The organism is Paenibacillus sp. J22R232 (genome assembly GCF_056269165.1).
The window spans coordinates 503606-524669 of sequence record NZ_JBWDNK010000003.1; the positions used below are offsets into that span (position 1 = coordinate 503606).

At 51.0% G+C, this 21064-nt stretch carries 21 protein-coding genes; 19 read left to right on the forward strand and 2 right to left on the reverse strand.

Going from position 1 to position 21064, the window contains the following annotated elements:
* Positions 1–138 precede the first annotated feature (138 nt).
* From AC0YN3_RS13240 to melA, 15 genes are all read left to right on the forward strand, one after another.
* On the forward strand, positions 139–444 hold the full coding sequence (locus AC0YN3_RS13240; protein ID WP_475775493.1) for an urease subunit gamma: 306 nt from the start codon (positions 139–141) through the stop codon (positions 442–444).
* Between the two features lie 33 nt (positions 445–477).
* Positions 478–846, forward strand: a complete 369-nt coding sequence (locus AC0YN3_RS13245) for an urease subunit beta (RefSeq protein ID WP_475775494.1) — start codon at positions 478–480, stop codon at positions 844–846.
* Entirely contained in the window at positions 843–2558 is a 1716-nt protein-coding gene (gene ureC / locus AC0YN3_RS13250) for an urease subunit alpha (RefSeq protein ID WP_475775495.1), read from the forward strand. Before AC0YN3_RS13245 ends, ureC begins: the two co-directional genes overlap by 4 nt.
* Before the next feature lie 43 nt (positions 2559–2601).
* Positions 2602–3294 (forward strand): urease accessory protein UreF, encoded by a 693-nt coding sequence (locus AC0YN3_RS13255; protein WP_475775496.1) that lies wholly within the window; start codon positions 2602–2604, stop codon positions 3292–3294.
* Positions 3295–3327: 33 nt separating this feature from the next.
* Entirely contained in the window at positions 3328–4056 is a 729-nt protein-coding gene (gene ureG / locus AC0YN3_RS13260) for an urease accessory protein UreG (RefSeq protein ID WP_475775497.1), read from the forward strand.
* A complete protein-coding gene (locus tag AC0YN3_RS13265) occupies positions 4057–4941 on the forward strand; it encodes an urease accessory protein UreD (RefSeq protein WP_475775498.1) in 885 nt (294 codons plus the stop codon). It abuts the gene before it with no gap.
* Between the two features lie 235 nt (positions 4942–5176).
* On the forward strand, positions 5177–5635 hold the full coding sequence (locus AC0YN3_RS13270; RefSeq protein ID WP_475775499.1) for a MarR family winged helix-turn-helix transcriptional regulator: 459 nt from the start codon (positions 5177–5179) through the stop codon (positions 5633–5635).
* A gap of 145 nt (positions 5636–5780) precedes the next feature.
* Positions 5781–6836: a BMP family lipoprotein gene (locus tag AC0YN3_RS13275; RefSeq protein ID WP_475775500.1), complete on the forward strand. Its 1056-nt coding sequence runs from the start codon at positions 5781–5783 to the stop codon at positions 6834–6836.
* A gap of 121 nt (positions 6837–6957) precedes the next feature.
* A complete protein-coding gene (locus AC0YN3_RS13280) occupies positions 6958–8457 on the forward strand; it encodes an ABC transporter ATP-binding protein (RefSeq protein WP_475775501.1) in 1500 nt (499 codons plus the stop codon).
* Positions 8450–9499, forward strand: coding sequence for an ABC transporter permease (locus AC0YN3_RS13285; RefSeq protein WP_475775502.1), 1050 nt, complete (start codon positions 8450–8452; stop codon positions 9497–9499). Before AC0YN3_RS13280 ends, AC0YN3_RS13285 begins: the two co-directional genes overlap by 8 nt.
* A gap of 1 nt (position 9500) precedes the next feature.
* A complete protein-coding gene (locus tag AC0YN3_RS13290) occupies positions 9501–10424 on the forward strand; it encodes an ABC transporter permease (RefSeq protein ID WP_475775503.1) in 924 nt (307 codons plus the stop codon).
* Positions 10425–10442: 18 nt separating this feature from the next.
* Positions 10443–11117: a sulfite oxidase-like oxidoreductase gene (locus tag AC0YN3_RS13295; protein ID WP_475775504.1), complete on the forward strand. Its 675-nt coding sequence runs from the start codon at positions 10443–10445 to the stop codon at positions 11115–11117.
* A 4-nt stretch (positions 11118–11121) separates the two neighbouring features.
* Complete coding sequence (locus AC0YN3_RS13300) at positions 11122–11844, forward strand: nucleoside phosphorylase (protein WP_475775505.1); 723 nt, start codon at positions 11122–11124, stop codon at positions 11842–11844.
* A 32-nt stretch (positions 11845–11876) separates the two neighbouring features.
* Positions 11877–12809, forward strand: coding sequence for an AraC family transcriptional regulator (locus tag AC0YN3_RS13305; RefSeq protein WP_475775506.1), 933 nt, complete (start codon positions 11877–11879; stop codon positions 12807–12809).
* 110 nt (positions 12810–12919) lie between these two features.
* Positions 12920–14416, forward strand: coding sequence for an alpha-galactosidase (gene melA / locus AC0YN3_RS13310; protein WP_475775507.1), 1497 nt, complete (start codon positions 12920–12922; stop codon positions 14414–14416).
* Here melA and AC0YN3_RS13315 read toward each other — a convergent pair.
* A complete protein-coding gene (locus AC0YN3_RS13315; protein WP_183557895.1) occupies positions 14413–15027 on the reverse strand; it encodes a 3'-5' exonuclease in 615 nt (204 codons plus the stop codon). The genes melA and AC0YN3_RS13315 overlap by 4 nt on opposite strands.
* Before the next feature lie 486 nt (positions 15028–15513).
* Between AC0YN3_RS13315 and AC0YN3_RS13320 the strand changes: the two genes are divergently transcribed.
* On the forward strand, positions 15514–16773 hold the full coding sequence (locus AC0YN3_RS13320; protein ID WP_475775508.1) for an MFS transporter: 1260 nt from the start codon (positions 15514–15516) through the stop codon (positions 16771–16773).
* Positions 16774–16862: 89 nt separating this feature from the next.
* Here the strand turns inward: AC0YN3_RS13320 and AC0YN3_RS13325 are convergent, their stop codons facing one another.
* Entirely contained in the window at positions 16863–17600 is a 738-nt protein-coding gene (locus tag AC0YN3_RS13325) for an alpha/beta fold hydrolase (protein ID WP_475775509.1), read from the reverse strand.
* Positions 17601–17719: 119 nt separating this feature from the next.
* On the opposite strand from AC0YN3_RS13325, the gene AC0YN3_RS13330 reads away from it, so the two are divergent.
* The 3 genes from AC0YN3_RS13330 (at position 17720) to AC0YN3_RS13340 (ending at position 21060) form a co-directional block, all read left to right on the forward strand.
* Complete coding sequence (locus AC0YN3_RS13330; protein WP_475775510.1) at positions 17720–18670, forward strand: helix-turn-helix transcriptional regulator; 951 nt, start codon at positions 17720–17722, stop codon at positions 18668–18670.
* Between the two features lie 199 nt (positions 18671–18869).
* The gene (locus AC0YN3_RS13335; RefSeq protein WP_475775640.1) at positions 18870–20039 is read left to right on the forward strand and encodes a GGDEF domain-containing protein; all 1170 of its coding nucleotides are present in this window, start codon (positions 18870–18872) and stop codon (positions 20037–20039) included.
* A 208-nt stretch (positions 20040–20247) separates the two neighbouring features.
* The gene (locus tag AC0YN3_RS13340) at positions 20248–21060 is read left to right on the forward strand and encodes an ABC transporter ATP-binding protein (RefSeq protein ID WP_475775511.1); all 813 of its coding nucleotides are present in this window, start codon (positions 20248–20250) and stop codon (positions 21058–21060) included.
* The last annotated feature ends 4 nt before the right edge of the window (positions 21061–21064 follow it).

The following is a 21064-nucleotide window of genomic DNA, read 5'->3' on the forward strand; positions in this document are numbered from 1 at the left end:
GTGATGTTAAATCTAGAGTGATCCGAAAGGATTATTCTAGATTTTTTTGTTTTAATGTCATAAAAACTAACGTAGAGTGATTTACTATCCATAATTTGCTGTCTATAATGGAAGTATTATGGATGAAGAGGTGAATACATGCAGTTGACTGAACGCGAAAAAGAAAAGCTGCTCATTACCATTGCGGCTGATTTGGCAAGGCGGCGGATGAATCGCGGCGTAAAGCTTAATTACCCGGAGAGCGTCGCACTCATCACTTCGGAAATAATGGAAGGCGCCCGGGACGGGATGACCGTTGCGGCGCTTATGGAATATGGAACGCAAATATTGAAGGCCGAGCAGGTTATGCCGGGCATTCCGGAAATGATACATGAGGTTCAGGTGGAAGCGACTTTCCCGGACGGAACGAAGCTTGTTACGATCCATGATCCGATTACGAGCTAACGATTCATAGATCAGAGAGGAGCGCGGTTGCATATGATTCCTGGAGAGTATCGAACGGCAGCAGGAGAAATCGAGTTGAATGCCGGGCGCAATACGGCGAAGCTTATCGTTGTGAATACAGGTGACCGTCCTGTGCAGGTAGGCTCTCATTTTCATTTTTTCGAAGTGAATCGTGCATTGAAGTTCGATCGTGAAGCTGCCTTTGGCATGAGGCTTCATATCGCGGCAGGTACGGCGGTCAGGTTCGAGCCAGGCGAAGAGAAGCCGGTAACGCTTGTTGAGCTAGGCGGTGCCAAGCTTAGCTTTGGCTTGAACGGCCTTAGCCAAGGAAAAGCGGTGAATGGCGCGATGCCAGATGAGGTTCGCGAGCGCTTGAAGGCTTGGGAAGGTGGCGGAGCATGACAAGAATGGATCGCAAAAGCTATGCGGCTATGTTCGGCCCGACGACGGGAGATGCAGTAAGACTCGCTGATACGGAGCTCTGGGCAGAGATTGAGCATGACTATACGGTGTATGGCGATGAATGCAAATTCGGCGGCGGTAAGGTAATCCGTGACGGCATGGGTCAATCAAGCGGAGCGCTGCGGGATGAGGGCGTGCTGGATACGTTAATTACGAACGCTGTCATTATTGATCATTCCGGTATCGTGAAAGCGGATATAGGCATTAAAGACGGTTTCATCGTCGGTATTGGGAAAGCCGGGAATCCGGATATCATGGACGGCGTGCACCCTAATATGATCGTTGGCGCAAGCACAGAGGTCATTGCAGGAGAAGGCAAAATCGTAACGGCAGGCGCCGTGGATTCGCATATTCATTTTATTTGCCCGCAGCAAATTGAAACGGCGTTATCCTCAGGGGTGACGACAATGATCGGCGGCGGAACGGGTCCTGCTACGGGCACCAATGCTACGACCGTGACGCCAGGCGCGTGGCATATGCGGCGCATGCTGGAGGCAGCGGAACATTTTCCGATGAACATCGGTTATACGGGCAAAGGCAATGCTTCGTTTACGGCACCGCTCATCGAACAGATCGAGGCAGGCGCAATCGGGCTCAAGCTGCATGAGGACTGGGGGACAACGCCGGCCGCGATCGATGCGTGCCTGCGGGCGGCCGACCAATACGACGTGCAGGTCGCCATTCATAGCGACACGTTAAATGAAGCAGGCTTTGTGGAGGATACGCTTGCGGCAATCGGCGGGCGGACGATCCATACCTATCATACCGAAGGCGCGGGCGGCGGGCATGCTCCCGATATTATTATCGCGGCTGGCGAGCTGAACGTGCTGCCTTCTTCGACGAATCCGACGCGTCCGTTCACGATCAACACGATCGAGGAGCATTTGGACATGCTGATGGTTTGCCATCACCTTGACAGCAGCATCCCGGAGGATATCGCTTTTGCGGATTCGCGAATTAGGCCTGAGACGATAGCTGCCGAGGATATCTTGCATGATATGGGCGTGTTCAGCATGATCAGCTCAGATTCGCAGGCGATGGGGCGTGTCGGCGAGGTCATCATCCGGACTTGGCAGACGGCAGACAAAATGAAAAAACAACGAGGCCCGCTGCTTCCCGATAGCGAACAAAACGATAATTTCCGAATAAAACGGTACATTGCCAAATATACAATCAATCCTGCGATTACGCATGGCGTATCGCATCTCGTAGGTTCGCTTGAGGCAGGGAAATTCGCGGACCTCGTCATTTGGAGCCCGATGTTTTTTGGCGTCAAACCCGATTTGGTGCTGAAGGGCGGCAGCATAGCCTTTGCGCAAATGGGAGACCCGAATGCTTCGATTCCGACGCCGCAGCCCGTATTCGGCAGACCGATGTTCGCGTCATTCGGCAAGCTGGTATTCAACAGCTCCATTACGTTCGTATCGCAGGCTGCTTTCGACCGCGGCATAGCAGCGGAGCTCGGGCTCCAGAAGCGCATTGAGCCGGTTAAAGGCTGCCGCTCGGTAACGAAGAAGGATATGATCCACAATGACGCGACGCCAACGCTCGAGGTGGACGCCGAAACCTACCACGTTATGGTGGATGGCGAGCATATCACTTGCGAGCCGGCTGAGGTGCTGCCCATGGCGCAGCGTTACTTTTTATTTTAAATCCGGCACGTACCGAATCGGTAGCTAGGAAGGGCTGACAGTCATGAATGAAAGCGTAAAATGGCTGGCTATGCAGCAGCTGCTTGACTCTGCGCTCCCCATTGGAGGATTCTCCCATTCCTTCGGACTGGAGACGATGGTCCAAGACGGCAGAATGAGCCGATCAGGCCAATTGTACGCGTATGCAGCGGCCATGCTGCTGCAAAGCTGGGCAAGCTCGGATGCGATGGTTATTAAAGCAGTGTACCGCGACGCGCCCTCAGCGGATTGGGAACGGCTTTGGTCCGTTGAACGGCTTGTCCATCTGCAGAGGGTCGCTTCGGAAACCCGCAGCGGCGTGGAGAAGATGGGGAGGAGGCTGCTTCAGCTGGCATCCGCCATCCATCCGCAGCTGGATTGGTCGCCGCTTGCAGACGCGCTGCGGACGGGGTCATGCTTCGCTTCCCATCCGCTGTCCCACGGCTATGCATGCTGGCTGCTTGGACTATCCGAGGAGCGGGCTATCCAGGGCTATTTCTACACTTGCATCGTCACGTGCATTAACAGCGCGCTGAGGCTCATGTCGATGGGACAGACAGAAGGCCAGTTCCTTATCGCGAAGCTGACTCCGCTTACGGAGGATGCGATGAGAATCGTGGAGAAGCTTGCGCCGGAGGAGGCTTACTCGAATATGCCGATGGCCGAGCTTGCCATGATGAGGCATGAGCGATTGTATTCAAGGTTATTTATGTCTTGATCATCATAAACATACAAATGGAGGAATGAATTTATGTGCCAAGGACAAGGACATACGCATCAGGAATGGGAAAGCCCGGCCATCGACGCATCAAGGCCAATTCGTATCGGCATCGGCGGCCCGGTCGGGTCCGGCAAGACCGCGCTCGTGGAAAGGCTGACGCGCGAGCTGCATACCAAATATAGCGTTGCCGTTATTACGAATGATATCTATACGAAGGAAGATGCGAAAATATTGTTTAATACAGGCGTGCTGCCCGAGGAACGCATTATTGGCGTAGAAACGGGCGGCTGCCCGCACACGGCGATCCGCGAGGACGCTTCGATGAATTTCGAAGCGATTGAGGAGCTTGAGCGGCGCTTCGACCATCTGGATCTTATATTTATCGAGAGCGGCGGCGATAACTTGGCGGCAGCATTCAGCCCCGAGCTCGTCGATCGTTTTATTTACATTATCGATGTGGCGCAGGGAGAGAAAATTCCGCGTAAAGGCGGGCCTGGCATTATGCGCTCCGATTTGCTCGTGATCAACAAGATCGATTTGGCGCCTTACGTTGGAGCGAGCCTTGCAGTCATGGAGGCGGATACGCTGAAAATGCGCGGAGAGCGTCCCTTCGTATTCTCGAACCTGTTCGGCGGTGACGGCGTGGACGAGATCGTAAGCTGGCTGACGCATGAGGTCGCACATGCCCGTGGGACGGAGCATTCCCATGTCATTCAACTGACGGCGATACCCGCCGAGCAGCGCCATACCGCAACCTAGATGGAGCTTACCGATCAACAGCCGCGGGCAATAGCTATTGACGGGGATGCCGCAAACAGAACGTCAGTGCTTCGTGCCGCCTTCGCTAATCGCCTAGGCCGCACGGTTGTCGAGACTAAATTTCATACCGCTCCCATCAAAATCGCAAAAGCATTTCCTCTGGAGGGGCAGCTGGGCATCATCGTCATGGACGTATCGCCAGGACTCCTGAGCGGAGACCGCTACGATCTGCATTGGACTTGCGGCGAATCATCCCATGTAATGATTACCAACCAATCCTACACCAAAGTGCATCCGAGCAAAGCATCGGAGGATTCCTCTATGCAGCAGACATTTGAGCTGGGGGAGAATGCCATTGTGGAGCATATGCCGGAACCGGTCATGCTGTATAAGGATGCTGCATTCCGGAATGACACACGCGCTAACCTGAGCCAGGGCTCCGTCTGGCTGCAAGCAGAGGTGCTTTGTCCAGGACGATCCTTGCGTGGCGAACGTTTTGACTACCGATCCTATCGAAATACCGTTTCCGTTTACTACGGCGAGGAGCTTGTTTTTTTCCAGCGTCAGCAGATCGAGCCTGAGAGACATACTTTAGCGGCAGCGGGGTGCTGGGAAGAGCTTACGCATTCAGCCACCTTTTACGTATTCTCCGATCGTTTGGACGGTTCGCATCTAGAACTGCTGCAGCAAAGGCTGGATAGCTTTGTTTGTCCCGAGGGACATAGCCTCGTATCAGGAGCCTCTCTGACGCATCGCTTCGGGATAGCGGTGTCTGCCATGTCTACGGCTGCTTGGCCGCTTCAGCAGCTTATGAGGGAGCTATGGGAGGCTATCAGGGCCAGCTTGCTAGGGAAGCAGCCGCTGCGATTTCTGCAAGGTTCCTAGAGCAAGCGAACTTTCTTTAAATGGAAGGCCAATCCGGATTTTACGGATTGGCCTTTTTGGGCGATTTAGCCGCTGTTAGCCGAATGCCCCTTCTTTACGTGGCTATGCTCGTATAATGGGGCTTCTTTTCATGCATTTTTGAGAAAAGAAGTTACTTAATCGCGTTGAGGAACGTTATACTATAGGGAGTTGAGTATATTCGAAACAAAGTATGAAAGAATAGGCTGGTGATCGATTGGAAGCTTCAAGTGCGGAACGGCTTGAACTGATGAGGAAGTTGGATGAATCCTTTCGTCAAGTACGCAGGCAGATTAATACGGAATGGAATACCTATAACGTTCACGGTCTCGGGATGACCCATGGCAGAATGCTCACGATATTGGCGCAATCGGGCCCGCAGAAGGCTTCCGCTTTGGCTGAGCAGCTTTTAATTACGAGCGGGGGCGTAACAGGCATTGCGGACAGGCTGATCGAGCTCGGTTACGTGAAACGGGAACGCGGCGAGAAGGATCGCCGAGTGGTTATGCTTGAAATAACAGAGGAAGGCTCTACCATCGTCAAGCTTATCGAGACGCTCCGTTCAAAGATCATGCATAAGCTTTTTGATGGCATGTCGGAAGCGGATATGGAGCAAGGTGTCCAGCTTTTTGAAACGATGAGCAGAAATATGGAATCGGATGTTACAAATTCGTGACTATTTTCATATTTCATTATTATTGGGATGAAAATTAGTGTAGAATAAACTAGAAATTTGTCGAAACGAAATAGGTTGACAAATTCCGATAAAACAACTAGGATTAAGAGGAATTAATACATCTAATGGTTTAGGGGAGATTACGATGAAGAAGGCATTTGCAGTAGCACTATCGTTGTTTCTAATGGTTGCGATTGTCGCGGCTTGCGGATCTAACAAAAATGATGCAGGAAACGCAGCGAATAACAGCGCAGCGACGAATAACACGGCTGGCGATAAAGCGGACAAGAAAAAAATCGCGCTTGTGCTGCCTGAAAAAATCGGCGTAAACAAATTTTTTGTATTAATGGATGAAGGCTTCAAAAAAGCGGGCGAGGAATTCGGAGCCGAAGTAAAAACGATCGAATCGACTGACCCTGCCGGTTTCGAACAAAACCTGCGTGCAACGGTTGCAGAGGATTATGACTTGATTATTACGGCTACTTTCCAAGCCGAGGATGCTTTGAAGAAAGTTGCTGCCGAGAATCCGGACAAGTCGTTCGCGGTTATCGATACCGTCGTAGATCTTCCGAACGTTCGCAGCGTTAACTTCCGCGAGCATGAAGCATCATATCTAATGGGCGCACTAGCTGGCCTTGCTACTAAAACAAATATCGTAGGCGCCGTAGTCGCAATGGACGCGCCGCTGCTTAGCAAATATACTTCTGGCTTCGAGCAAGGCTTGAAGAGCACAAATCCAGACGCACAATTCCTGATCAACTACGTAGGCAGTTTCACGGACCCGGTTAAAGGAAAAGAACTTGCCTTGCTACAGCAATCCAAGGGCGCTGACTTCATCGCAGGCATGGCTGCAGTAGGCGATAACGGCGTATTCGAAGCAGCGAAAGAAAAAGGCTTCTTCACTTCCGGACAAGATACAGACCGTACAGAAGAAGATCCAGAGCATATCGTTCTCTCGCAACTGAAAGGAACGGATGCGGTAGCATACGAAACGGTTAAAAGCTTTGTAGACGGCACTTTCGCTTTCGGCGTAGCCGACTATGGATTGAAAGAAGACGGCGTAGGCCTTACTTTCGTAACAAGAGACAGCACTTCTGCGCTTAGCCCGTTCATCGGCCAAGAAAACGTTGATAAAGTTAAGACGATTGCAGAAGATATTAAATCTGGTAAAATCGTAGTAGTTAACCCGCTCGCTCAATAGAATTACTGGCCGGCTGCTACCCATGCAGCCGGTTTGCTCGTTGCTTGGAAGCTTCCTCCGGTATGGAGGAAGCGGTTTTTTTGTTTAAACGCCTATGGCAGGAAAGGGGAGGATCATGAGTATGTTGCTGCAAATGGACAGCATTACGAAATCGTATGGCAGCGTAACCGCAAACAGCCAGGTGCAGTTCTCGCTCAAACGCGGAGAAATTCATGCCTTGGTCGGGGAGAACGGTGCCGGCAAGACAACACTGATGCGCATTTTATACGGAATGGAAAGCCCGACAAGCGGCGGGATCCTTCTTGACGGGAAGGCGGTTTCGTTCGCAAGTCCTGCTGACGCGATCAAGCATAGAATCGGCATGGTCCACCAGCATTTCATGCTATTTCCAACGTTTACGATTGCAGAAAATATCGTTATCGGACGGGAGCCGTCCAAAGGAATCGGGTTTGACCGTAAAGCGGCAGCCGCTGAAACAGAGCGGATAGGCAAGCTTTACGGAATGCCCGTCGATCCATGGAAGAAGGTAGCTGACTGTTCGCTTGGCATGCAGCAGCGCGTTGAAATCTTAAAGGTGCTGTACCAGGGAGCCGAGGTTATTATTCTGGATGAGCCGACGGGAGTGCTTACCCCGCTTGAGGTGAAGGAGCTGCTTGTCGCAATCAAAGGTTTAGCTGCGCAAGGCAAAAGCTTCGTGCTGATTAGCCACAAGCTGCAGGAAATTATGGAGGTTGCGGACAGGGTTACCGTCCTTCGCGATGGCAAGGTTACGGGAACCGTGGATGCAAGGGACACGAATGCGGAAGAACTCTCGCGGCTAATGGTTGGCCGGGATTTGATACATATATCGCGGAATGAAGCGTCCAGGGGCAAGAAGGTGCTGGAGGTTGCCGGCCTGTCGATAAAGGGAGCCAAAACGAAGCCGCTTTTATCGGATGTCAGTCTTCATGTCGATGAAGGCGAAATCGTGGGTATCGCAGGTATTTCCGGCAATGGGCAATCTGAGCTCATTCAAGCGATTTCCGGCCTTATGAAATCAGATCAAGGCCTCATCAAGCTGCTTGGGCAGGATGTGACTGGCGCCCCTGTCGGTGCTATTCGCGAGCGAGGACTTGCCCATATTCCGGAGGACCGTTACCAATGGGGCGTCGCGAAGGATGCAACCGTAACGGAAAACGGCTTAATGGGCCATACGGGCAGGCATCAAAAGCTAGGCATCCTAAATGGCTCAGGCATTCGCGGGATGGTTAGCGAATGGGTGTCGCGATTCGGAATTAAGACTGGCTCGTTATCGACCAAGGCCCAGTACCTCTCCGGAGGGAATTTGCAAAAGCTTATTGTCGCAAGGGAGCTTGCCCAGCATACGCCTTTTCTAATCGCTGCAGAGCCTACCCGGGGAGTGGACGTCGGTGCCATGGAAATCATTCACGGCGAGCTGCTCAAGAAAAGAGACGATAAAGGAGCGATTCTGCTCATTTCATCTGAGCTGACCGAGATTTTGAAGCTCTCTGATCGCATTTTGGTCATGTATGAAGGACAAATCGTCGGCGAGCTTGATGCGGAATCGGCCACGGAGGAACAGATCAGTTTGTTAATGGCAGGAGGAAAAGCAGTTGGATAAGCTGGTACAATTCGGACGGTCGCTGCTGCAGCCGCTGCTCGCAATCATAGTCGGTCTGGCTGCGGGTGCGATTGCCATCGTCATCGTTGGCGGCTCCGTCATAGAGACCTATGCTGAAATGTGGAAAGGCGCGTTCGGCAGCTTTTACTTTTTGACGAATACGTTAAGCCGGGCGACACCTATCATACTGATTGGCCTTGGGGTTGCGCTTGCGTTTCGGGCTGGGTTTTTCAATATGGGCTCAGAGGGACAGATGGTGCTTGGCGCGCTAAGCGCCGCTGTAACGGCAATCTACTTGCCCGGTTCAGGCATGGTCAAGCTCATTGCTGCTATTATTGCCGGTATTATCGCCGGCGGCGTTTGGTCAGCTTTTGCGGGATGGCTGGATGCCAGATTTCGAATGAATTTATTGATTACGACGCTTCTGCTTAATTATATTGCCACGTTGTTCGCCGGATACATGGTTTCTTATCCGCTCAAAGACCGCACAGGCTCAGCCGCGATGGCGCAGACGGTCATGCTTGATCAAAGCGTGTGGCTGCCTAAGCTGTTCAAGGGAATGAGCTTACATGCCGGTTTCATACTGGCGGTAGTCGGAGCGATTCTACTGTTCCTATTCATGCGCTATACGGTGAAGGGCTACGAGATTCGGATGCTGGGCGGAAATCCGTTGTTCGCAAGCTACGGCGGCGTGCAGCGGGGCAAGATGATGCTGATCAGCATGTTCGTAAGCGGGGGGTTCGCAGGCCTTGCCGGCTCCGTTGAGGTGCTCGGCACCCAGTATCGCTATTTGGATGGTGCCTTAACCTCGCCAGGCTATGCTTGGTCAGGAATTATGGCGACGCTGCTAGCGGGATCGCATCCGCTCGGAACAGCAGTTGCTGCGATACTGCTGGCTGCTTTGCAGACCGGCGGCATGGGGATGGAGCGCAACACGGAGGTACCGCTCGAAGTATCGAGCATTATCCAGGCGGTGCTTATCTTATTCGTATCTGCTAAATTTACGTATTCGTTTATTAAACGCAAGAAGGCGAGGTCATAAGATGGACTTTTTACTCGATGCCTCTTTATTTGCCTCGACGCTTCGGATGGTAACGCCGATTCTGCTTGCCGCGCTGGGCGGTGCCATATGCGCGCGAGTCGGCCTGTTTAACGTTGGCCTTGAAGGTTTAATCCTTATCGGCGCTTTCTCTGCCATCGTAGGCAACCACTTTACAGGCAATGTTTTTGCTGCGGTGTTGTTTGCCGTTTTTTGCTCGCTTTTATTCTCCATCATCTTCGGGTATATGAGCATCCATCTCAAAGCCAACGTTATCGTAGTCGGGATCGCGCTTAATTTCTTGGCACTTGGCCTCACGACCTTCTCCTTGCGCGCAATCTTTGATGTGAAAGGCGCATACTACAATAAGGATATGGTTGGTTTGCCGAAGTGGGATATTCCGATCCTGAAAGACATACCTTGGCTTGGGGATGTGCTGTCGGGGCATTCGCCGCTCGTTTATCTATCGATTCTGCTCGTTATCGGCTTGCAATATTTCTTGTTCAAGACCGTAACAGGCTTCCGGCTGCTCGCTTCGGGAGAAAATCCGACCGCGGCAAGGAGCCTTGGCATTAAAGTATCGAGAATTCAATACGGCGCTGTGCTCATATGCGGCATGTTGTGCGGACTCGCGGGCGCGCAGCTGTCCCTAGGCAATGTAACGATGTTTACCGAGGGCATGACGTCTGGCAGGGGCTTTATCGCGCTAGTTGCCACCATGCTCGGACAATCCAATCCGATCGGGGTCATGGCTTCAAGCATGCTCTTTGGCTTTATGGATGCGCTAAGCATCCGGCTGCAAGGCTTTGCGCTGCCAACGCATTTCACGATGATGCTGCCGTATATCGTGACGATAATCGCTATGTTGTTTTTCAAAGACAAAGGTTATATTCAGGAAGCACGCAAATCAAACGAAAGCTCCAGGTAGCAGATAGGGAGGAAGACAATGCACAAAAAAGCAGAGCGATTAAAAAAAATAACAAGCATCAAGCAAGCGGCGGTTTCGCCCGAGGTTGCGCATCGTGTCCCGCCCGGCCAAACGGTAACGGAACGGTTCCCGATCCTGCATGAGGGAGAAGTGCCCGTATACGATATAAACAGCTGGTCGCTTCGCGTATTTGGCGAGGTGGAGGAGGAGCGTACGTTCAGCTTCGAGGAGCTGCTTGCGCTTCCGCAAACGAAGGCGGTTTGCGATATTCACTGCGTGACGAGATGGTCGAAGCTTGACACGGAATGGGAAGGCATTAAATTCAAGGATTTGATGCAGCTGCTTAAAGTCAAGCCAGACGCAAAATATGCGATGATTCACGCGGACGAGGATTACGATACGAACGTGCCGCTTGCGGATTTGCTGGAAGAGAACGTGCTGCTCGCGCACCGCTTCGATGGAGAGCCGCTTACGGATAAGCATGGCTGGCCGATGCGCCTGCTCGTTCCTCATTTGTATTTCTGGAAAAGCGCGAAGTGGATCACGGGCATCGAATTCATGAAGGAGGATCGCGAAGGGTTCTGGGAGCGAAACGGCTTCCATAACTATGCGGATCCTTTCCAAGAACAGCGCTTCAGCAGCGAAGAAAACGAAATGCCCGAGGACGAATGGTTGAAGAAGGAGTTTGATTAATAAAATGCTGCCAATACTACAGGTTCACCCAGAAGATTTGCCGGAATACGCCATCGTGTGCGGAGATCCGCGCCGGGCTGAACTAATCGCTCAGAAGCTTGACCATGCCAAAGAGCTTGCGTTCGCGCGCGAGTACCGGACGTTCGTTGGCGAATACGAAGGCGTGCGGCTGGCTGTCGTCAGCCATGGCGTAGGCTCCCCAGGTGCGGCCGTATGCTTCGAGGAACTCATTCGCGGCGGCGTAAAGACGCTTATTCGCGTAGGTACCGCCGGATCTTATTCTGCTGACCATCCCGCGGGCAGCCTAGTGGTAAGCACGGCCGCCGTACGGGCGGAAGGCTTGACGCATCAGCTGGTGCCGGCCGGTTTCCCTGCAATCGCGGACAGCGAGGTTACAGAGGCGCTTTATGCTGCGGCCCAAGAAAGCGAAGGCATCGTGAAGAAGGGCATTACCGTCACGTTAGATGTCTTTTTCTCGGGCGTCGTTGATATTCCCCATAAGGCGTATAAGCAGTCGGGAGCGATTGCCGTTGAGATGGAAATCGCGGCGCTTTATATCATTGCCACGCTCCGCGGCGCGCGCGCCGGTGCTATTCTGGCGCTGGACGGTTACGCGGATGCTGATTTGGCGGGTGAATACGATCCGCATACCGACCAAGTTGCGAAGGCGGTAGAGCGTGAGATTGACACGGCGCTGCGTGCAATGGCTAAGCTGGCTTCCGTGTAACAACCTAGCTGATGGGCAGGGGGAGGCATGCAATGGGCGGAACGCTTTTTAAGAAGGAATGGATGATTGGTGATTTGCACCCGCATGTGTTCGCCTATTATTTCAAGCAATGGTCGGATTACTCGATGGCCTATCACACGCATGATTCGATCGAAATCATGTACGTTATTTCCGGTGCTTGCACGATTGGGTTCGAAGGAACTGCGGAAGCAGAAGGCCGCGATATGACGCTAAAAAAAGGCGACTTCGTCATCTTGAACGCCAATACGCCGCATCGGCTAACGGTTGACGAGCGAGGGCCATGCCGAATGCTGAACGTGGAATTTGATTTCAGGGAGCGCCAGGCGGCGTTCCCTTCTATGCGTCAGCTTGCCGTGGAGGATGAATTTGTGGCTGAATTGATCACAGAACCGTCCTCTTATTTGTTTTTGCGAGATCCAAGCGAGGTTTATCAGGTGCTCAAAGGCTTGGTGCTGGAGCTTGACCGTAAAGGGAAAAGTCTGAACATGAAAGCGGAGCTGCTGTTTGCCCAGCTGATCCTTGCGATTGCCAGGCTTCGGAGCGAAACGGGTTCAGAGGGCGCGAGTCCCATCGACCGTTACGTGAAACAAGCGATTGAGTATATGCACCATAACTATGACCGAGATATTCAAGCCAAAGACATTGCGGCCGCGGTCAGCCTGCATCCCGGTTATTTGCACCGGGTGTTCCGGGCGCAGCTCGGCAAAACGCTAACCGGCTATTTGACAACGCTTCGAATGGAGAAAGCGATGATGCTGCTGCGCGAGACGGATATCGCGATCGCTGATATTTGCGATTATGTGGGCGTAGGAAGCAGGCAATATTTTCATGCGATGTTCAAAAAGTTTACCGGCAGCACGCCTATCGCTTATCGAAACTCGCTAAATACGCACTTATGGGATTATCGCGGACAAAAAATTGCCGATGAAAGTGACGATTTCTGACAAGAAATAGACCATGAAGTCACAATTTTGATAACGCTTCCTTAAGATCGTTGCTACAATATAGAGGAGATAGAACGACTCTATTAAACGATAATCGGAGGCTGATTCGCATGTCTGCTTTTAAAATAACGTTCATTGGTGCAGGATCGATCGGATTTACGCGCGGCTTAATGCGGGATTTGCTTGCTGTTCCCGAATTTCAAAACATCGAGCTTGCGTTCACGGATATTAATGCGCACAACCTCGAGATGGTTACCGCGCTTTGCCAGCGTGACATTCATGAGAACGGGCTATCGATCCAGATTCAATCGACAACGGATCGCCGCGAAGCGCTGAAGGATGCGAAGTACGTAATTTGTACAATTCGCGTCGGAGGCCTTGAAGCTTTTGCAACAGACGTGGACATTCCGCTGAAATACGGCGTCGATCAATGCGTAGGCGATACGCTGAGCGCAGGCGGCATTATGTACGGACAGCGCGGCATCGCAGAGATGATGAACATTTGCCGTGATATTCGCGAGGTTGCGGCAGAGGACGTGCTTTTGCTTAACTATGCCAACCCGATGGCTATGATGACATGGGCATGCAATAAATACGGCGGCGTGCGTACGATTGGCTTATGCCATGGGGTGCAGGGCGGCCACTGGCAGATCGCTGAAGCGTTCGGCCTTAAACAGGAGGAAGTCGATATCATCTGCGCGGGCATTAACCATCAGACGTGGTATGTCCAAATTAAGCATAACGGCGAGGATCTGACCGGCAAGCTGCTGGAAGCCTTCGAGAAGCATCCGGACTTTAGCCGTACGGAGAAAGTGCGCATCGACATGCTGCGCCGCTTCGGCTATTACAGCACGGAATCGAATGGACACTTAAGCGAATATGTGCCTTGGTACCGGAAGCGTCCTGAGGAAATTAACGACTGGATTGATCTCAGCTCGTGGATTAACGGAGAAACCGGCGGTTATTTGCGCGTATGCACGGAAGGACGCAACTGGTTCGAGACGGATTTCCCTAACTGGATGAAGGATCCGGCGAACGAATTCAAAAGCGAGCTGCGCAGCCATGAGCATGGCTCCTATATTATCGAGGGATTGGAAACGGGACGCGTGTATCGCGGACATTTCAACGTAGAGAATAACGGCGTTATCGCGAATCTGCCTAACGATGCCATCATTGAGGCTCCAGGGTACGTAGACCGCAATGGCATCTCTATGCCAACGGTTGGCGACCTGCCGCTTGGGGCTGCAGCGGTCTGCAATGTTAGCATATCCGTGCAGCGCCTGGCAGTAGAGGCTGCTATTCATGGCGATGACAAGCTGCTGCGGCAGGCGTTCATGATGGATCCGCTTGTCGGCGCCGTCTGCAACCCTAATGAAATTTGGCAAATGGTCGATGAGATGCTGGTGGCGCAGGAGCAGTGGCTGCCGCAGTATTCGGAATCTATTGCAGCCGCCAAGAAGCGCCAAACGGAAGGCCCGCTGCTTCCTACCCGTGATTATGCAGGTGCAGCGCGCCTGAAGGTGAAGACGGTCGAAGAGATGCAGCAGGACCGTGACGCAGCGAATAAGAACGCTGGCGAATCGGATAAAGGCAAGGAGCGCGTCTAACGCGGCGCGTACTTCAGCTCAATCGGCTCTAGAATCGCCCCGGGCGGGCTCCATGCAGGGGGACCGAACTTTTTGAGATAACCGAGCGTATTGAGAAAATCTGCCGCGGGCATTTCCTCGTCCATCTTGCGGAAGATTTCCCAGCAGGCGATTACGTCGTTAAGCGCTCGGTGTCCGCCGATCAGCGGTATGCCGTAACGGTCCGACATATCCTTCAGCGTATGCGGATAGACATGCCGCGCACGGCTGATCGTAAGCGTATCGATGAAGCTGTTCGTAAAGGATCTCCCCGCGATGCGTTGCAAGGAATGGTGCAGGAAGCCAAGGTCGAAGGCGGCATTATGCGCAATAATAACGTTATCGCCAAGCATGCGGTTTAAGATGCGGAAAGCGGTATCCTCATCCATGCCGGTAGCGGTCATTTCATCGGTAATGCCGGTAAGCTCCGTTATTTTGGCAGAAAGCTTGCCATCATAGCGGACCAAGGTGCTGAATTCGCTGGCGATCTCGCCGTTCACGCAGCGGATGGCAGCCATTTCTATGACGCGGTCCTTCTTCGGATCGAGTCCGCTCGTTTCAAAGTCAATGACGGTATAATCATGTGCATTCATAGCTGTTCACCACTTTTTCTAGTAATAAGGTAAAGTTCTATACGCATATTATTCGCTAAAAGCGATAAATAACCTTTTATTTCGCGGATATAATACTAGATTTGAAACATTTACTAGTTAACCAAGGGCTTAAGTTAGGGGAGTTTTCCTCTTGCTGAGCCCTTTGTTTATGGAGTCATTACGTATTCCCTAATTTCCCAATTCGATTCGATTTCTATTTAGCATATCTTTTTTCATGCCTCGTAGTATTCAGTCTATTCCGATTGTTTCGTGTCTTCCAGCGATTTCAAGTCAAGGCTGCAACCTTAATCGAGAGAACAATGAACTAAAACAAAGAATAGGTTTCCTACAGCTTGCCATATGGGGGGCTAGTGGCTATTTTGAGCGAGAGAGCGCTTTCTTGCCTGAGGGGAATACGGAATCGATATGATAAAATAAATAAATAGAAAACGTTATCCAGTTGATGTACAACGGAGGATGCAGCAGATGGGGAATGGGGCCGGATTTTGGACCAGATTAAACCTTTTTAAAGGTGCACCGCTTTCTCCTGAGAGCAAATTGAGCAAAAATGCCGTCACGGCACTGCTCATTCATTGCTGCTTTCAGTTCGGCGCATCCATGTCAGGTTTGTTTTTGAATTTATATTTATGGCGGTTAACGCAGGATTTGATGATCAACGGGGTTTACAACATTATCGTATTTTTGCTCACACCGCCCGCGTTCGCGCTTGGCGGGTGGATTGCCAAGCGTCGTGACCGAATGGTTACGTACCGGCTCGGCATCGTGATGATCGCGGTCTTTTATTTGATGGTCGTCATTGCCCAGGAGCATGTCGCGCAATATTACATACTGTTTGCTATTTTCAACGGGATTGCCGCGGGGCTGTATTGGACCGGCTACTTAGTCATTCAATACGATGTCTCCACCGAAGCGAACCGCATCCGTTTTCTTGCGATCAATATGATCGCGTTTAACGCATCCGGTCTTGCCGGGCCTGCATTAGCCGGGTTCATCATTCAGCGCAGCGAAGGCTTGCAGGGTTACGTCATTATCTTTTCCATGGCGTTTATTATGTTTCTGATTGCAGCGATTGTAAGCTTCCGCATTCCGATGATTCAATCCCATCACAAAGCGTATTATTTGAAATTCATGGGTCTTGTCATGAACAAGAACCGGCGATGGATGAAAGCCTTGTTCAGCTTTTTCGTGCTTGGCCTATTCCAAGGCATTATGCTGTTTTTGCCTAATATCATGCTGTTCCAAACGGTCGGGCGCGAGGATTGGGTCGGGTATTTAGGCGTATTCTTCTCCTCCCTTACCGTTGCTACCGGTTATGTCATATCGAGAAAAGCGCAGAAGGAGCAAGTACGCAAATATGTGCTGCTCTCTACGACAGGCGTGGCGTTTGGCTCGTCGCTGCTGCTCGTCCAGGTTGAATTTTGGTCAGTCGCCATATTTATGATTTTATTTTCCATCTGCAATCCGCTCGCGGTCAACACGCTCACTTCTTATTATTACCGTTTAATCGGCACGCTGCCGTTGAAAGGGCAGCTTCGCGTAGAGTCCGTTGTCATGCGGGAGCTTTTCCTTAACGTCGGCAGAGTGTTATCCATTACGCTGCTTATCTTTCTAGCCAAGGACTTGGAATCGATCTGGATGCCTGTCGTGCTCTTCGCAATGGCCGTGCTGCAGTATATTTCGGTGCTGTTGATCAAAGAGGAGCCATGTCCGGAAAAAGCACGATAAATAGCTTATTCTTCAAAAACCGGGATGGCATAAGCACCAAGGAGTATCAGGGCTGAACCATCCCAAAGGATGAAACGTGCAGCGTGGCTTCAAGGTGCTTTTGCTGAAAAAGCCATGAAGATTTGCAGCAGCTCGCGAAGCCGCGCGGGATTGCCAAGCATAGGCAGATGACCGGTATCCATGCTTTGCACGTCATGTGGGTCCAGGTTGGCGATCATTTTATTTTGCATGGTGAGGCTGAGCTCCTTGTCATTGCTTAGCTTTACATAGAGCTTTTTCACCGAAGGCACTAGCGCATCGGAGCGGTCTACATATACGCGCAGAGACTCGGGAATATATCCGTCTATAAGCCCGGCTGCCTGCTCTTCCGATAGATCATGGCATAATCCGGCGCGCATGACAGATTGGGGAGGTTTGGTCCCTATAATCCGCATTAGGGCATACATCAAGATTCTATTCGGCAAGGGTAGAGTGGAGAGGAACGAGCTGCCCTTGCTTGGGATAATCGCGCCAATTGCCACAAAGCCTGCTATACGCTCCTTGAACTCTTCTGCCAACCGAAGGGCAAGCACACCGCCTAAAGAATGGGCAACGAGAATGAATCGCCGAGTGCCCCATTGCTCGATTTGCTTATGCATATACGCTGTATAATCCGCCAAGGTTAGCTTGCCCCCAGCAACATGACGACCGCTTCGATTCGGATAATCAACGAGTAGATAAGGATATCCGAGACTCTCCACCGTTTTACTCCAAATCCCACTGTTCAAACCGGCCCCATGGATGAATACGAAACCGATTTCTTGCTGCAATGCATGTATCTTATGCATGTCTATTCCCCCACTAATATATCGTTTGATTGGTGCTGTACTTACATTCTATCTTCTAAATAAGACAGATATTGTCTTGTTTGCGAATTAAGCTAAAATAAAAGGAGTGAAAGTGGGGGTTGCCTTTGCAGAAGTCGCAGCGGCTTATTCAATTGATGATGATCGTTAATGCGAAGAAATCGTTCACGGTGCAGGAGCTGGCCGATGAATTCGGCATATCCACTCGCACGATTGCGAGGGATTTGCTCGAGCTAAGCGAGCTTGGCGTGCCTGTCTATTCCGTGCAGGGCCGCGGAGGCGGATATAGGCTGCTGCGGGAGCGGTTGCTTCCGCCGATCAGCCTCACGGAAAGCGAGGCCGTTGCTATGTTTTTTGCCGGACAGTCCTTGGATTATTTCAGTTCGCTTCCGTTTGGGGAAGGAGCGAGCTCGGCGCTTCATAAGTTTTATCATTACTTGCCCGCGGACATGAAAGAACATATCGACCGTCTTAGAAACAGGGTAGCCCTGTATAGCCCGTACCGGCAAATGTCCCCCGTGATATTGCAATCTCTCCTTCAAGCGATTATGAATCGCAGCGTCGTATCGGTGACATATCGATCCAGCAGCGGTGAGAGCGTGCGGGATATTCAACCTATTGGATTGTATGCGAGTTCTGGTTATTGGTATTGCCCGGCGTACTGCTTCTTACGGGACGAGGTTAGGCAATTCAGGGCGGATCGGATGATTGCTGTGGAATTGAACCCGATTATCGCAAGCCGTGAGGATATCGAACGGCTAACGCTGTTGGATAAACCGGATAAGCAGCTTCTTGAGCAAACGGTGCTGCTGCTGGATCTAACGCAGCAAGGCGTTTGGCAGCTGGAAACGAATACGCGTTTTGCAGCTTTCATTAGCCGGAATGAAGATGGGAGCGGTTCGGCTGCCGTACCAATTGCCGTAGAGGATTTGCCATTCTATATCGAGCTTATCTGGTCATTAGGGGTGAAAGCGAAAGTTATCGCACCTGCAGAGGCTATAGCCGCAATGAAACGGAAAATGAGAGATATGCATGAATTATATGATTCATAACGAGTTTAGGAAGAAGCATGCGGTGATGGCGGGGGCAGCTGCAGGCTCATAGGCTAACCAGAGATTGGTGTCCGCGGTTTAGGCGCAGGGGCTAGTTGAGATAGTAATTAATGCAATAAAATAAATGAAAAAACAATGGCTATCTAGTATAATCAAGGCATACAGTAAATCCTTGCATAAGTTGGTGCCCAGAGTGAGTATGCTATTGGATATGAAGACGGTTATGGTCTTGATTGTACTTGGACATGTTTTTTCGGTTATTCTCATCAGCGCCTATTGGCGTACCCATATGAAAGACCGCATGCTGAGCATGTTTCTAATGGCTAAAGGCACGCAAATCCTAGCTTGGCTTATAATCGTCATGCGGAACGGCATTCCGGATTTGTTAACGATATCACTGACAAACTCGCTGCTCTTTATCGGGTTTTCGCTAGAAACAGCGGCGATGCTAAAGCTTCAGCAGCGCTTCAGCCGTTCGATCCGAATGATGCACCTAACGCTGACGATCTTTGTCATTGCCGCTTTTCATATCGTTTTGTTCATTAGCAATCAGGAGAGTGTTAGAATCGCGGTGGCTTCGATTGGAATCGCAATGTTTATGGCGGTGCCAGCCTATTTATTGATTCGCTCACAGAATCCATCGTTTATAATGAAACTAATCGGCTTGTTGCATGTTTCAATATTGGTATCGCTGCTAGGAAGAGCGGTCGTTGCGCTTGGTACGCATGAAATGATCGGGTTGTTCACGCCAAGCATCTATCAGACCTTTACGTTTCTGTCGTTATTTTTAATGATGTTCATCGGCAACATTGGCTTTGTTCTTCTTCTGAAGGAACAGGCGGATCAAGAGCTGGTAAGGCTCGCTAATTATGACGATTTGACGGGTGTTCTCAACCGAAGGACGTTTATTTCTTTATCCATGGGGTTGATTGCCGAGCATGCGAGAAGAGGCGAGCATTTATCTCTCGTGCTGTTTGACATTGACCATTTCAAGAAAATTAATGATACCTATGGTCATGTAATCGGCGACCGAGCGCTGCAGCAGCTGTCTGCGCACGTAGGCTCCCTGCTTCGCAGCAAGGACTGCTTCAGCCGCTACGGCGGTGATGAATTTGCGATTCTGCTGCCAGAGACGGATGAGCACGAGGCGGACCGGCTAGTGGAAGCATTAAGGCAGTCCACCATGCAGGTGCTTGTTCCCGAGATGGCGAGCAGGCTGTCTATAAGCCTGGGCGTTGTTACCGTAATTCCGACGGAGCAAACGAAGCTCGAATCGCTTTACAAGCTTTGCGACAAAGCATTATACACGGCCAAGGATAACGGGCGCAACGGGGCTGCCCGCATGGAAATGGCAGCAAGGATAGGCTGAACCTTGTTTTAAATGATTTCTTATAAACCGATGTTAGCGCTTGGCGCCGATGTCGGTTTTTTGCGTTCTTAACGCCATTGTTCCAAATGTTAAGGAAATCTTCATGTTTTCTTTAGTGTTACATTACGTTTGCTTGAGCAGTCTTATCTATACTTAATGTGAAAGAAAGGCGAGCCTACTTGCCTATATAGAAGGAGATGCTGGAGAGATGACGAGTACGCCCGTTATTGCGATTAAACAATTATCCAAAATATATGGAAGCAGTCCTGTAAATCAGGTCTATGCATTAAATGATATTTCCTTCACGATGCAGGAAGGCGAATTTATTGGCATTATGGGAGCTTCAGGGTCTGGCAAGACTACGCTGCTTAATGTCATTTCAACGCTGGACAATCCAACGGAAGGTACAATTAGCATCGCCGGTACAGATATTACCCGTATGAAGTCGAGGGAGCTATCTGATTTTCGGGCTAAGCAGCTCGGATTTATATTTCAAGATTTTAATTTACTGGACAATTTAACGGTATACGAGAATATTGCGCTGCCTCTTTCGCTTCAAAATATGGCCGTCGGCCAGATGAAAAGCAAAGTGAACGAGGTCATGGTGAAGCTTGGCATATCCCAGATCGCGGATAAATATCCGGCCATGATCTCCGGCGGGCAGAGGCAGCGCACCGCAGCCGCCCGCGCGCTCGTGCATAAGCCTGCTTTGCTGCTCGGCGACGAACCGACAGGCTCCCTCGATCTGAAAAATGCAGTCAGCCTGCTCGAGACGATGAAGCGCTTGAATGAAGAAGAACGTATTTCAATTTTAATGGTAACGCATGACGCGTTTAGCGCCAGCTATTGCGGGAAAATTGTGTTCATTCAGGACGGCAAACTGGTTCAGGAGCTGCACCGCACCGGCAGCCGTGAAGCATTCTATAAGCAAATATTGGATGTGCTCGGTGACTATGGCAAAGCGGCTGCGTCGGCAGCAAGTCCAATCTTCGAGGCTTCCTATGCCCAGGAGAGGCGCTGAGGTG